The organism is Bombilactobacillus sp. ESL1202, assembly GCF_058107125.1.
In genome coordinates this window covers 46,969-60,400 of sequence record NZ_CM176590.1, presented here as the reverse complement: position 1 = coordinate 60,400, position 13,432 = coordinate 46,969, and the positions used below count along the sequence as shown (strand labels likewise).

The following is a 13,432-nucleotide window of genomic DNA, read 5'->3' as shown; positions in this document are numbered from 1 at the left end:
ATTTAGCAATAGAAAATAACTTTATTTAACTTGTATTCAGGAGCTGCGGTTTATGATTTTACTTTGAGCATTTGACTAGGAATGTTTAATTTTAGTTTATTTTTAACATGGAGGATTTTTCATTTTTATGAATGATTTTTTAAAAGTAATGCAGCAACACTCATCAGTACGTAAGTTTAGACAACAAAGTTTGAGTCAAACAACTAAGCAACAATTGCTGACGGCGGCTCGCAGTAATTCTTCTTCTAATTTTGTGCAGGCATTTTCTATTTTGGAAATTCAAGATGCTAATAAAAGACAGCAACTTGGTCAAATTGCTCATTGTGAAGATTATGTTGTTCATAGTGGAGTGTTTTACGTTTTTGTGGCTGATTTATATCGCCAAAAACGTTTATTAGAGCAGAACAAGCAAGATATTGTTAGTTTAACTAATCTAGAATCCTTATTAGTTAGTGTCGTGGATACAACAATTAGTGCTCAGAGTATGGTTTTAGCGGCTGAACAATTGGGTTTAGGCATTTGTTATATCGGAGGAATTCGTAATGATTTATTTAAAGTTGCACGATTATTGGATTTGCCGGCTTTAACTTTACCGTTGTTTGGCTTAACGATTGGTTATCCGGCAATGAAAAACCAAGTTAAACCACGGTTACCGCAGTTTAATCAAGTAGCAATTGATACTTATCCAGCTAGAGAATTTAGTGATTTGACTGTTTATCAGCAACAAACAAAAGCTTATTATAAACAACGGCAAACTAATGCACAGCATAGCGATTGGTTACAAAAAAATTTAAACTTTTTTAAAAAAATTAGGCGTCCAGAAGTGGCAGATTTTGTTCATCATCAAGGTTTTAAAATTTAAAGAAGCAGGTAGTTGACACTTACGGTCAGACTGCTAAAATTAAATTGTCTAAACAGCGAGTGTGGTTAGTGAGAGCACACAGAGATTATGGCTGATATCAAAATTTGAATAATTAAGAGCAGACTTTTGTCTGAAGTAGGGTGGAACCGCGAAGATTATTCGTCCCTATGCAATTTTTGATTGCATAGGGCTTTTTTTATGAAATGAGGTAAAGTAGTGGATAAAAAATTGAATGTTCAAAACATGATTTTGACATTACAACAATTTTGGAGTGAAAAGGGCTGCATGATTATGCAAGCCTACGATACAGAAAAAGGTGCCGGAACAATGAGCCCGTATACTTTCTTGCGTGCTATCGGGCCAGAACCTTGGAATGCTGCTTATGTAGAGCCATCACGTCGTCCAGCTGATGGTCGCTATGGTGATAATCCCAATCGCTTGTACCAGCATCATCAATTTCAAGTAGTTATGAAACCATCGCCATTAAATATTCAAGGATATTATCTGGATAGTTTAAAAGCTTTAGGAATTGACCCTTTGGAACATGATATTCGATTTGTCGAAGATAATTGGGAAAATCCTTCTATGGGATGTGCCGGTGTTGGTTGGGAAGTTTGGCTTGATGGGATGGAAGTTTCTCAATTTACGTATTTTCAACAAGTTGGTGGTTTAACCGCAAAGCCTGTCACCAGTGAGATTACTTACGGTGTTGAGCGCTTAGCTTCTTATATTCAAGATGTTGATTCTGTATTTGACTTAGAATGGGGAAATGGCGTGCGTTATGGTGACATCTTCAAGGAGCCAGAGTATGAACATTCGAAGTATGCTTTTGAAGAAAGCGATCAAAAGATGTTACTGCAATTTTTCAATGATTATGAACAAGAAGCTAAACGTTTGATTGGTTTAGGATTAGTGCATCCTGCTTACGATTATATTTTGAAGTGCAGCCATACTTTTAATTTATTGGATGCCCGAGGTGCAGTTTCGGTAACCGAACGAGCTGGTTTTATGCATCGAATTCGCTCGTTAGCACACCAAATTGCGCAAGCTTTTGTGCAAGAACGGGAAAAATTAGGTTATCCATTGTTAGATGATGCTACCCGTCAAAAATTATTAAAGGAGCAGGATCATGACTAAAGATTTTTTATTAGAATTAGGTTTAGAAGAAATGCCCGCCCATGTGGTAACTAATAGTGAACAACAATTAGCGCAAAAAGTGCAATCTTATCTGGATGCAGCTAACTTGACTCACGGTGAAATTGAACAATTTTCGACCCCACGACGTTTAGCGTTATTAATTCATGATGTGGCTGAACAACAACCTGATGAAGAGCTAGAGGTTAAAGGTCCGGCTCAAAAAATTGCCCAAGATGAAGCAGGTAATTGGACCAAAGCCGCTCAAGGTTTCGTGCGCGGACAACAATTAAGTACTGATGATATTTACTTTAAAGAATTAAAAGGAACACAATATGTTTATGTTAAAAAGCAAATTGTGGGTCAACCAGCAGCTAAAATTTTAGCTGGTTTAACTAAACCATTGTCAGAGCTTACTTTTCCAACCCGGATGCGTTGGAATAAATTTGATTTTGAATATATTCGTCCGTTTCATTGGTTGGTGGCTATGTTGGATCATGAAGTGATTGATATGCAGATGTTAAATGTTCATTCTAGTAATCAAACGTCCGGTCATCGCTTCTTAGGAACAACGATTACGTTGGAAACAGCAAGTGATTATCAAAAAGCTTTGACCGATGATTTTGTGATTGCCGATGCAAGCCAACGTAAAAATTTAATTCGTCAACAAATTCAAGCTTTAGCTGATCAGCATCAATGGAATGTTGATTGGGATGAGGATTTGTTGGAAGAAGTTACAAACTTAGTGGAATATCCGACCGCTTTTGCTGGTCAATTTGATGCTAAGTATTTGCAAATTCCTGAAGAAGTTTTGATCACATCAATGAAAGATAATCAACGTTACTTTGATGTTCGTGATCAACAAGGTCATTTGGTACCATACTTCATTGGAGTTCGCAATGGTAATCAAAAGCAATTGAATAATGTGATCGCTGGTAATGAAAAAGTTCTTGTTGCGCGTTTAGAAGATGCTGCCTTTTTCTTTGCCGAAGATCAAAAGCACTCTTTAGCTGAGTATGTTCAACGGTTAGATCAGGTGACATTTCATGATAAAATTGGTTCAATGAGTGAAAAAATGCACCGTACGAAAGTTGTTGCCGGTTTGTTAGCTGATCAGTTTAACTTATCTGAAGTTGAAAAAGCTGATGTATTACGGGCTAGTGAAATCTATAAGTTTGACTTGGTAACCGAAATGGTCGGTGAATTTTCAGAGTTACAAGGGGTTATGGGGGAGAAGTATTCCTTGATTTTTGGAGAACGACCGGCGGTTGCCCAAGCTATTAAAGAACATTATGAACCAACTTCAGCTGAAGGAACTTTACCAGCATCTGTGGTAGGTCAAGTTTTATCTTTAGCTGATAAAATTGAAAGTTTAATGAGTTTCTTTGCGGTTGATTTGATTCCAAGTGGTTCAAATGACCCTTATGGTTTAAGACGTCAGGCAATTGGAATTGTTCGGATTTTGCAGCAAAAACAATGGCATTTAGATTTTGAGCAGTTACAAGAGCAAATTATGGCTAGTTACCAACAACAATTGGGAAAACTCAACTTTGATTATGCTGCCCATAAAACAGCGATTGATGATTTTATCGTGGAGCGAGTGTATCAATTATTAACTCAGCAACAAGTTCCCCATGATATTATTATGACTGTTGTCAAAATGTCACCGTGTGATCCAGTACGGATGTTTGATACGGCCAAAGTATTGCAACAACATCAAACAGATGCTCAATATAAGATGGATATGGAAGCTTTAACGCGAGTTTTACGGATTGTTCAAAAGCAGCAAATTACTAAACAATCAATTCAAACTGCATTATTCCAAAATCCATCAGAGCAAAAATTATTAGCAGCAGTGACTGATTTACAGAATCAATTTAAAGGCTTGACGATTGAACAGCGCTACCAATCCTTGTGTGCTTTGCAACCAGTTATTAGTCAGTATTTTGAGGAAAATTTAATTATGGATAAAAATGAAGCGGTGAAAGCTAATCGATTAAATCAGTTACAGCAATTGGCCGATTTGATTAGTAGTTTAGGTGATGTCAATCAATTAGTTATTAAGTAAAAAACGTCAACTTAAAGATTGAAAATTAATTTAAATTAAAAAAGTTTATTCAATTTGTGATTATTTTGAATAAACTTTTTTGTTTTCTTTATTTTTTATACAATGCTTTAATTTGCGATTTAGCACTGTGATTATTATCAATATTTATGACAATGACTTTTACTATGGAAAAATACCAATTAAAACACAAAAAAATAATAAAGTTAGTTTTTAAGGATATTAGTTATGATTTTAATATTTTAGAACTAAATAGTCTGTCCTTTATTTATGATACTATAAAATATTTTTTTAAAAAGCATTATTTTAATGGTTATTATCTTAATAATTGTTAAAATCGCTAGTAATTAAAAATAAAATAGAATAAAATAATAAAGCAGACATAAATTATTAAACAATGATTGTATTTTTTGTAGTTAGTTTATCTTAATGTACATAATTTTGTATATTCATACTTTGAGTTGAATTTTAATAATATTATTGTGCTATTAATTTGACGTTAAAACTAATTGATAAACTTGATTTGGGGTTGTTAGAAAGTGTATATGAAAAAGGCAACAATTAATTATTTGCTGATTTTGGTTTTTGATTTTGTGGTATTTGGTTTAATTGGTTATTGGATGCCACTAGTTGGTGATGATTTGAACTGGTGGAGTAGTTGGGGCACTAATTACTTTTTTAGTGGTGATTTTTTAAATTATGATGGACGTTATCTAGGGGATCTATTAATTATTTTGATGAGTCACTTACCGCTGGCTAGTTTAGTCATTTATGGTTTGTGTGCGGACTTATTGGTTTATTTAATGACTCGTTTAATTAAGATTGTTTGGCCCCAAATTAATACTAATTGGAGTTTAGTTTTATGTTCTTTGGCGTTATTCTTAATTCCAGAAAGTGTTTTTCAGCAAACTTGGGGATGGCATTCAGGCTTTGCCAATTATGTTCCATCCGTAATTTTTCCGTTATTTTTGTCAATTCTAATTTTTAATGCTGAAAATTTAACTGTTAACTTAACCAAAAAAAAGCAATGGTTATTATTCACGATGGCGTTACTCGCTCAGTTTTTGGCAGAGCATGTGACGTTATTGAACTGTTTTACTGTTGTTTTACTGTATTTGTTTGGTCGGCGATTTTTAACTACTAGTTTTTATCAGAAATATTTAAAACCGATCGCACTTGGTAATTTTATAGGTGCCTTTCTTATGTTTATTAATGGTGCCTATTGGCGCATTATTTTAGGTCGTGATTCTTATCGAAGTTTTAATCATAAGCAATCTGAAACGATTCTAAATTATTGGCGTAATTTTTATCATTGGCATCCATATCGTTGTTATTGGTTTGTTCTTGGAATAATCGTTTTTAGTAGTTTAATTATGTATAACTATTGCCACTTGAAAAATAAGCAACTAATATATTTGACAGCCTGGTTAGTTGGTCAGGCAATTATCAGCCAATTACCATTTTTGATTATTTCGCCTTATGGACCACGTTGTAGTTTTGTAGTGGTGGTTTGTAGCGGTTTAGCAGTTCTTTTAAATGTCATTCCTTGGCTAAGATTTAATAATGCGGTTTTAAGAAATTTGGGAACATTCCTGCTGATCTTAACTAGTCTGATTTTTGCTAATTTGGCGCATGATTATCATCAAACCTTTATTGCAGCACGTGATTTTTGCTACTATCAACGGCATCAAAAGACTAACGTGACGTACGTTTTAGATTATGCACAAACCACTTTCATTTGGGGGAATAATAATAGTCAAGATGCTAATTTTTGTACTTACTTTATCCCAGCGTCAAGGCGAGTCCTGGCGGTTGATTACAAACGTTGGCATCAATTAAGTCATGGTTTAAACTTACAGCGACGTGCGGATCAAAAACAGTTATTTAATCGATTGCAAGCCAGTTTTAAAGCTTAATCAGATGATTAATTGTTAGATTTATTTTGTGGATGCGGAAGACCATTAATTTCATGTTGAACATGGTTAAATAAATCATCTAGTAATTCTTTAATGTGCGGATCTGTTACTTGATATAAAACTTGTGTTCCTTGGCGTTTTTTAGCCACCAATTGATAGTTGTATAAAATAGCTAACTGTTTAGAAACGATAGGTTGTACTAATTTTAGCTGTTGAGCAATTGCATTAACGGCAATGGGTTGGTTAACTTGTTTTAAAAAATAGATAATTCTCAGACGCGTAGTGTTTCCTAAAACTTTAGAAATATTCGCAATTTCAAGAATGATTTTTTGATTGTTAGTTGTAATTTCAGACACCTCTTAGATTAGATGGATAAGATGAGTAATTAAACCGCTATCCCAAAAAACATAGCAACCAACAGCAAAGTAGATAATTTTGGTTAAAATTTCACCGTAGCTATGCATGATTACTTGAATAATGTGTAAATTACCAATTACTTTAATGATACCAGTAAAAATTAAGGAAAGCATTAAAATAAAACTTAAGGTTAAAGCAAATTTGGTAATTGATAAATTGATTAAAATAGGTAAGAATAATGACAAATTGCAACCAGAGCAAACTGACAAGTAGGTTAAAAAGGTTGTTTTTATTTGATGATTCTGGTCTTGATTTCTGAGATGCTCGTCATCATCTTTAAATGCCAAATAAATAGGAAAGAAGCCCAGTAATCCTAACAACCATTCAGGCAACAAGTCTTGTAAAATTTTGCCTAAACTAAAACTCAGACATAATAAAACAATTAATCCCTCTAAATAACCAAGAGTTACTTTCCAAAAGCTGAATTTGTTTAACAGTACTAGTAAAATGAAAAAGAAATCCAAATTAATACCAATAAATGTTGCTGAAATTAACCACCAGTTCATCAGTGACCTCCATATACCAAAAAAGATATATTCAATATATATCTTTTTTGGTATATAAACAAGGAAAATGGTGATATTGTCTGATAATTGATTTTCTTTAATAGTCAGGGGAATAAGTTTTTTAGCTCGATTTTTTGCAATTTAGAAATTAAAACAGTACAATAATACTACTATTAGGCAAAGTGGGGTGTGATATAGAGCTACGTAAAAAGTAATTCAATCAATGCGTTAGCAAACTTATTCCCATAGTAACGGATCATTTTAATATTTGATTTATTTTGTAAAATGGAGTGAAAGCAGATGGCAACTAAGATTCCAGAAGCTTTTATTGAAGAAGTTCGACAAAAGGCTAATATTGTCGATGTAATTGAACCTTACGTTCAATTAAAGAAGTCAGGACGGAATCTTTTTGGATTATGTCCCTTTCATGAAGAACGAACACCATCATTTTCCGTATCTGAAGATAAACAAATTTTTCATTGTTTTAGCTGTAGTCGGGGCGGGAATGTTTTTAAATTTTTAATGGAAATTGAAAGTTTGACTTTTCCAGAAGCAGTGATTAAGGTTGCTGAATTTGTAGGTCTGGATTTACCAGAACAATATGAACAAGCAACAAAAGCTGCTGCAAGTTCTCCACAAACTGCATTAAAGCATGATTATCAAACTGTTCAAGAGTTATATCATTATATTCTGGTTAAAACCGAGTCTGGTGAAGCCGCTTTAAATTATTTGCACAAGAGACAATTAAGTGATGAAACCATTAATCATTTTCAAATTGGCTATGCGCCGCAGAATGGTAATACGGTAGTTGAGCTATTAAAAGCTACTGATCAAGCGCCTGAACGATTACAGACTTCAGGCTTGTTTGTTCAATCGCAGACAGGGCAAGTCTATGATCGCTTTCAGGATCGTGTGATGTTTCCTATTACCGATCAAAGTGGGCAAACAATTGCCTTTTCTGGAAGGGTTCTACAATCATCAACTACTGATGACCAGCCAGTGGCCAAATATTTAAATAGTCCAGAAACACCAATCTTTAATAAAAGTCAAACTTTGTTTAATTTGGCGGCTGCTAAAAAAGCAATTCGCCATCAAGGGGCAGTAGTCTTATTTGAAGGCTTTATGGATGTTATTAGTGCTTATCAAGCCGGCATTGAAAATGGTGTGGCTTCCATGGGAACTAGTTTAACAGACCAACAGTTATATCTCTTAAATCGTCTGACTCAACGCCTAGTAATTTGTTACGATGGTGATGCTCCAGGGATTAAAGCCGCTCATCGGGCGTTGGAGTTATTAAAAAATACGAATTTTGAAATTGGCGTTGTTGTAATTCCCAATCAACAAGATCCTGATGAGTTCATTAAAAGTCAAGGAGCAGCTGCTTTTCGAGCTTTAGTTCAGCAAAAATCATTGACGCCAACTGCATTTATGATTGAGTATTTAAGTCAACAATATGATTTAACTAATGACGGGGCGAAAGTTGAATTTTTAGACTCTGCCTTAGATTATATTGCGACGGCTAATTCTCCCGTTGAACAAGAATTGTATGTCAAACAGTTAGCACAACGTTTGGGGATTTCACAGGCGTCGATTCAACAAGAATTAGCTGACAAAAATAGGGCGCAGGAACTTTTGCGACCTGCTGCTGATTACGGTAAAAATAGTCAACAAACTGCTGCCACTCCCCAGCAAGCAATTACTCCTAGCCCATTAACTAAAACTGAACGTTCAGAGCAAAATTTATTGAACATTGTTTTCCATTTTCCGCAAGTAATTGGTATACTGGATAAGCGTGTAAATTTTAAGTTTGTTCATGATCAATATCAAGATATTTTTGATTATTGGGTGCGGTATTGTTTAACTGTTTCTCAACCTTTAATTGCACAATTTATGGATCAAATTCCTGATGCCTTACGGAATTTGGTCAGTACTATTGAAATGTTGCCACGTCCTGTTGACTACTCCACTGAAGAAGTTAATGACTACATTAATAACATTATGTATGATCACAAGCAGCAGCAGCTATTGCAATATCAAGCACTGATTAAACAGGCAGCCCAGATTGGTGACGAACAACAAGAATTACAGTTAACCATTCAATTGGTGTCTTTACGTCAGGAATTAGAACAATTAAAATTAGCAACTGATTAATAATGATAATTAAGGAGGATTTTTCGTGGCTGAAACTAAAAAGAAAAAGAGTGTTATCAAGTCTAGTAAAGAATTAGAACGTGCTACTAAAGATTTGATTAAAGCACATAAAAAAGACGGAAAAATCTCTGAACAAGTTTTAAATGATCAACTAATTAAGCCATTTGCTTTAAAGGGTGATTCTATTAGTGAAGTGATTAATCATTTCACTGATAAAGGAATTAGTGTGGTTGATAAAAATGGTGATCCTAGTAAATTGGCATTGAAAAGTCAAAAAGAAGTTAACCACCGAGAATTAAATGATATGTCCGCCCCAACGGGCGTAAAGATGAATGATCCAGTGCGGATGTATCTCAAAGAGATTGGTCGGGTTCCGCTATTAAATGCTCAAGAAGAAGTTGAGTTGGCGCAACGAATTGAACAAGGGGACGAAGAGGCCAAACAGCAGTTAGCTGAGGCTAATTTACGGTTAGTAGTTTCAATTGCTAAACGTTATGTCGGTCGAGGAATGCATTTTTTGGATTTGATTCAAGAAGGTAACATGGGATTGATGAAGGCCGTGGAAAAATTTGATTATCGCAAAGGCTTTAAGTTTTCAACTTATGCTACTTGGTGGATTCGTCAAGCAATTACCCGTGCGATTGCTGACCAAGCTCGAACCATTCGCATTCCTGTTCACATGGTGGAAACAATTAATAAATTGATTCGAATTCAACGACAGTTATTACAAGACTTGGGACGGGAACCAACACCAGAAGAAATTGGTGCAGAGATGGATATTCCTACACAAAAGGTGCGGGATATTCTTAAAATTGCTCAAGAACCAGTTTCTTTAGAAACGCCAATTGGTGAAGAAGATGATTCACATTTAGGTGACTTTATTGAAGATGATGAGGCTACTAGTCCAGAAGATCATGCTTCGTACGAATTATTAAAAGAACAATTAGAGGATGTTTTAGATACCTTGACAGATCGTGAAGAAAATGTTTTACGACTGCGATTTGGATTAGATGATGGTCGAACCAGAACTTTAGAAGAAGTTGGCCGGGTGTTTGGTGTTACTCGAGAACGAATTCGTCAAATTGAGGCTAAAGCTTTACGAAAGTTACGTCATCCGTCACGTTCTAATCAATTAAAAGATTTTCTTGATTAGATTTTTAAATTAAAAATTAAATTGTTTATTAGACTGGATCAAAAGTCAAAAGTATTAAAAATGTTTAAAATGGGACTTTTGAAATGCAGTAATTGATTGATAAGGATGAGCCCAATTTGGCTCACAATAAGATGTTAATGTTCGTTTAATCTTAGATAGAATACGATCATTAACTTTATTGTCCTAGACTTATAAATCTTATTGCCTCCAGTCTTTTATTTTGGAAAAAGAGGTTTTTCAGTGCTAAAACTATCAAATCGTCTTCAAGCAATTGCTGATCTGGTACCGCCAACTGCTATCTTAGCAGATATTGGTTCAGATCATGCTTATTTACCCATTTATTTAGTTCAGCAGCAAATTGTGCCAGCTGCTTTGGCAACTGAAGTTGCCAAAGGGCCGTTAAATAGTTCACAAAAAGACATTAAAGCAGCTGCTTTATCGGAGCAAATTCAAACACGCTTAGGCGATGGCTTTGCCGCTTTGAAAGATACTGATCAGGTTTCAACGGCAGTGATTGCCGGAATGGGTGGCCAATTAATTGCTCAAATTTTAGAGCAAGGTCAATGTCGTTTAAAACAAATTAAAGATTTAATATTGGAACCGAATAATGATGAGTATCAAGTGCGGCAATGGTTAGTTAAACATAATTTTTTGATTGTGGCTGAAAGAATTGTGCAAGAAGGTCAACATATTTATGAAATCGTTAAGGCAAGACCGAGTAGTAGCCAACAAAAGTTGTCTTCAGAACAGTTAATGTTTGGTCCTTATTTGATGCAGGAAAAAAATATCGTTTTTAAAAATAAATGGCGCCAGCAATTAAAGCGGAGTAAAATGATGTATAGTAATTTACAAAAAGCTAAAAATCCGCAAGTGAAAAAGATTGCTTGGGCACAACAACGAATTCAAAGAATTGAGGATGTTCTCCAATGATAACAGGTCAACAACTAGTACAAAAAATCGAAGAATTTGCACCCCTGAATTTAAAAATGGAAAATGATCCTTCAGGATTACAGGTGGGAAGTTTACAGCAACCAGTTCACCGTGTTTTAACAACTTTGGATGTTCGTCCAACTGTAGTTCAAGAGGCGATTGAAAAGCAGGTAGATTTCATTTTCGCTCATCATCCAGTGATGTTTCATCCAGCACGTAGTTTAGATACGTCTTTGCCTCAAAATCGCATGTATGCTGATTTATTAAGTCATCAAATTACGGTCTATGCCGCACATACTAATTTAGATCGGGCGCCGATCGGAATGAATGATTGGTTGGCAGAATCCCTTGATTTACAGGAAATTGCTCCCTTTAATTATGATGATGGACAAGTTGCGCTAGGACGATATGGTAAGCTGAAGCAAACATTAACGATTAATGATTTAGCCTTAAAATTAAAGCAGCTTTGGAACTTAACTGGTTTGCGCGTGATTGCTAAAAATTTGCAGCAAAAAGTGCAAACAATTGGTATTATTGGAGGGAGTGGGAGTGAATTTTATCCGCAAGCACTAAATGTACCAGTGGATTTATTTATTACTGGTGATGTGACTTATCATACTGGTCATGATTTATTAGCTGCTAATCTGCCAGTAATTGATCCTGGTCACCATATTGAAGCTATTTTTAATCGTAAAGCCCAAGCTTTACTGCAGAAGTGGAATCAGCAATCTTCTTGTTGGCAATTAGAAATTTTGGCTTCGACAACTATAACTGAGCCCTTTACATTTTTATAAGGAGAATCTAAATATGAAATACGAAACTTTAGTACCTCGTTTTTTACGTTATGTTCGGCAAAATACGCGCTCAGATGAGTTATCGGAAACGATTCCTACGACTAGACGTCAGGTTGACTTTTTGTTGAATTTAAAACAAGAACTACTTGATTTAGGTTTGAGCCATGTAGAATATGATGCTGCTAATTCTTATTTGACGGCGACTTTACCGAGTAATTTAGATTACGAAGTTCCAACTATTGGTTTTTTAGCACATGTAGACACAGCAGATTTTAACTCTGAAAACATTCAACCACAAATAGTTACTAACTATGATGGTCAAAGTGTAATTAACTTGGATACTCAAGGAGAATATCAATTAGATCCAGCTGTTTTTCCTAATTTAAAAAATTATCAAGGTCATGACTTAATTACAACTGATGGTACAACATTGTTAGGTGCTGATGATAAAGCGGGTGTTAGTGAAATTGTGACAGCAATGGAATATCTGTTAAAGCATCCAAAAATTAAGCATGGTCAAATTAGAATAGGATTTAGTCCAGATGAAGAAACGGGAAAGGGAGCACATAATTTTAATGTTGAAAAATTTGCTGCTGATTTTGCCTATACGGTTGATGGTGGTTCTTTAGGTCAACTGGAATATGAAACTTTTAATGCTGCGGCTGCCCGAATTATTATTCATGGTAAAAATGTTCATCCTAGTGTTGCCAAAGATATTATGGTTAATGCTAACTTAGTTGCCATTGAATTACAGACAGCCTTACCACCAGAAGAAGTTCCAGAAAAAACCGCAGGTCGTCAAGGCTTCTTTTTACTGACTGATTTTCAAGGCACAATTGATCAAGCGCATTTAGCTTACATTATTCGTGACTTTGACCAGAAGGGGCTAGAACAGCGTAAACAGTTACTACAACAAATTGTTCAGCAATTAAACCAAAAGTATGGTGCAGATACCGTAGAGATGCAGATGATTGATCAGTATTCAAACATGGTCGAAGTTATGAAAGATCACATGGATGTCGTTGCTTTAGCTGAACAAGCAATGACTAATTTAGCAATTAAATTGGATGAAGAACCAGTTAGAGGTGGAACTGATGGTTCGATCATTTCTTTTATGGGCTTGCCCACACCTAATTTATTTGCGGGACCGGAAAATATGCACGGTCGTTATGAATATGTATCTCAGCAAGTAATGGAGCAAGCGGTTGCTGTCGTTTTAGAAATTATTCGTTTAAATAGTAAAGGAGAATAAGAAAATGCCTTTAGTTCATATTGATTTATTAGCTGGACGGACTCCCGAACAACTAAAACAAATGTGTCGTGATGTTACGACAGCAATTAGTAAAAATACTGGGGCACCGGCCGAGCATATTCACATCGTTTTAAATGAGATGCAACCTAATCACTATAGTGTCGGAGGAATTCTCAAATCTGAAGAATAACTACAATTAAAAAATAGATCGAACTAAAAATTTCTGGCAGTTGCATTAATTGTTAGGTATTT

General features: G+C 35.0%; 12 protein-coding genes. 10 read left to right on the top strand and 2 right to left on the bottom strand.

The window, feature by feature from the left end:
- Positions 1-127 precede the first annotated feature (127 nt).
- From AC3B7A_RS00250 to AC3B7A_RS00235, 4 genes are all read left to right on the top strand, one after another.
- Entirely contained in the window at positions 128-862 is a 735-nt protein-coding gene (locus tag AC3B7A_RS00250) for an NADPH-dependent oxidoreductase (RefSeq protein ID WP_489755775.1), read from the top strand.
- 243 nt (positions 863-1,105) lie between these two features.
- Positions 1,106-1,999 carry a glycine--tRNA ligase subunit alpha gene (glyQ, locus tag AC3B7A_RS00245; RefSeq protein ID WP_489756501.1) on the top strand — a complete coding sequence of 298 codons (894 nt, stop codon included), beginning with the start codon at positions 1,106-1,108 and terminating at the stop codon, positions 1,997-1,999.
- Positions 1,992-4,064 carry a glycine--tRNA ligase subunit beta gene (glyS, locus tag AC3B7A_RS00240; RefSeq protein ID WP_489755774.1) on the top strand — a complete coding sequence of 691 codons (2,073 nt, stop codon included), beginning with the start codon at positions 1,992-1,994 and terminating at the stop codon, positions 4,062-4,064. Before glyQ ends, glyS begins: the two co-directional genes overlap by 8 nt.
- A gap of 542 nt (positions 4,065-4,606) precedes the next feature.
- A complete protein-coding gene (locus AC3B7A_RS00235) occupies positions 4,607-5,977 on the top strand; it encodes a hypothetical protein (protein ID WP_489755773.1) in 1,371 nt (456 codons plus the stop codon).
- A gap of 8 nt (positions 5,978-5,985) precedes the next feature.
- Here the strand turns inward: AC3B7A_RS00235 and AC3B7A_RS00230 are convergent, their stop codons facing one another.
- Together AC3B7A_RS00230 and AC3B7A_RS00225 are read right to left on the bottom strand one after the other, a co-directional pair.
- On the bottom strand, positions 5,986-6,333 hold the full coding sequence (locus tag AC3B7A_RS00230) for an ArsR/SmtB family transcription factor (RefSeq protein WP_489755772.1): 348 nt from the start codon (positions 6,331-6,333) through the stop codon (positions 5,986-5,988).
- A 3-nt stretch (positions 6,334-6,336) separates the two neighbouring features.
- Entirely contained in the window at positions 6,337-6,900 is a 564-nt protein-coding gene (locus AC3B7A_RS00225; RefSeq protein ID WP_489755771.1) for a cadmium resistance transporter, read from the bottom strand.
- A gap of 300 nt (positions 6,901-7,200) precedes the next feature.
- On the opposite strand from AC3B7A_RS00225, the gene dnaG reads away from it, so the two are divergent.
- The 6 genes from dnaG (at position 7,201) to thmT (ending at position 13,370) form a co-directional block, all read left to right on the top strand.
- Positions 7,201-9,051 (top strand): DNA primase, encoded by a 1,851-nt coding sequence (dnaG, locus tag AC3B7A_RS00220; RefSeq protein ID WP_489755770.1) that lies wholly within the window; start codon positions 7,201-7,203, stop codon positions 9,049-9,051.
- 55 nt (positions 9,052-9,106) lie between these two features.
- Positions 9,107-10,204 (top strand): RNA polymerase sigma factor RpoD, encoded by a 1,098-nt coding sequence (gene rpoD, locus AC3B7A_RS00215; RefSeq protein ID WP_489756500.1) that lies wholly within the window; start codon positions 9,107-9,109, stop codon positions 10,202-10,204.
- A 240-nt stretch (positions 10,205-10,444) separates the two neighbouring features.
- Positions 10,445-11,134 (top strand): tRNA (adenine(22)-N(1))-methyltransferase, encoded by a 690-nt coding sequence (locus AC3B7A_RS00210; RefSeq protein WP_489755769.1) that lies wholly within the window; start codon positions 10,445-10,447, stop codon positions 11,132-11,134.
- Positions 11,131-11,928, top strand: a complete 798-nt coding sequence (locus tag AC3B7A_RS00205; protein ID WP_489755768.1) for a Nif3-like dinuclear metal center hexameric protein — start codon at positions 11,131-11,133, stop codon at positions 11,926-11,928. The genes AC3B7A_RS00210 and AC3B7A_RS00205 overlap by 4 nt, the downstream gene beginning before the upstream one ends.
- A 13-nt stretch (positions 11,929-11,941) precedes the next feature.
- Positions 11,942-13,180, top strand: coding sequence for a peptidase T (pepT, locus tag AC3B7A_RS00200; RefSeq protein ID WP_489755767.1), 1,239 nt, complete (start codon positions 11,942-11,944; stop codon positions 13,178-13,180).
- A 4-nt stretch (positions 13,181-13,184) separates the two neighbouring features.
- Complete coding sequence (gene thmT, locus AC3B7A_RS00195; protein ID WP_489755766.1) at positions 13,185-13,370, top strand: 2-hydroxymuconate tautomerase; 186 nt, start codon at positions 13,185-13,187, stop codon at positions 13,368-13,370.
- Positions 13,371-13,432 lie beyond the last annotated feature (62 nt).

Excerpts from the sequence above, each read along its gene's own strand:
- AC3B7A_RS00225 (WP_489755771.1), bottom strand. The coding sequence starts at position 6,900 with ATGAACTGGTGGTTAATTTCAGCAACATTTATTGGTATTAATTTGGAT.
- AC3B7A_RS00235 (WP_489755773.1), top strand. The coding sequence starts at position 4,607 with ATGAAAAAGGCAACAATTAATTATTTGCTGATTTTGGTTTTTGATTTT.
- dnaG (WP_489755770.1), top strand. The coding sequence starts at position 7,201 with ATGGCAACTAAGATTCCAGAAGCTTTTATTGAAGAAGTTCGACAAAAG.
- pepT (WP_489755767.1), top strand. The coding sequence starts at position 11,942 with ATGAAATACGAAACTTTAGTACCTCGTTTTTTACGTTATGTTCGGCAA.
- AC3B7A_RS00250 (WP_489755775.1), top strand. The coding sequence starts at position 128 with ATGAATGATTTTTTAAAAGTAATGCAGCAACACTCATCAGTACGTAAG.
- AC3B7A_RS00205 (WP_489755768.1), top strand. The coding sequence starts at position 11,131 with ATGATAACAGGTCAACAACTAGTACAAAAAATCGAAGAATTTGCACCC.
- glyQ (WP_489756501.1), top strand. The coding sequence starts at position 1,106 with ATGATTTTGACATTACAACAATTTTGGAGTGAAAAGGGCTGCATGATT.
- glyS (WP_489755774.1), top strand. The coding sequence starts at position 1,992 with ATGACTAAAGATTTTTTATTAGAATTAGGTTTAGAAGAAATGCCCGCC.
- thmT (WP_489755766.1), top strand. The coding sequence starts at position 13,185 with ATGCCTTTAGTTCATATTGATTTATTAGCTGGACGGACTCCCGAACAA.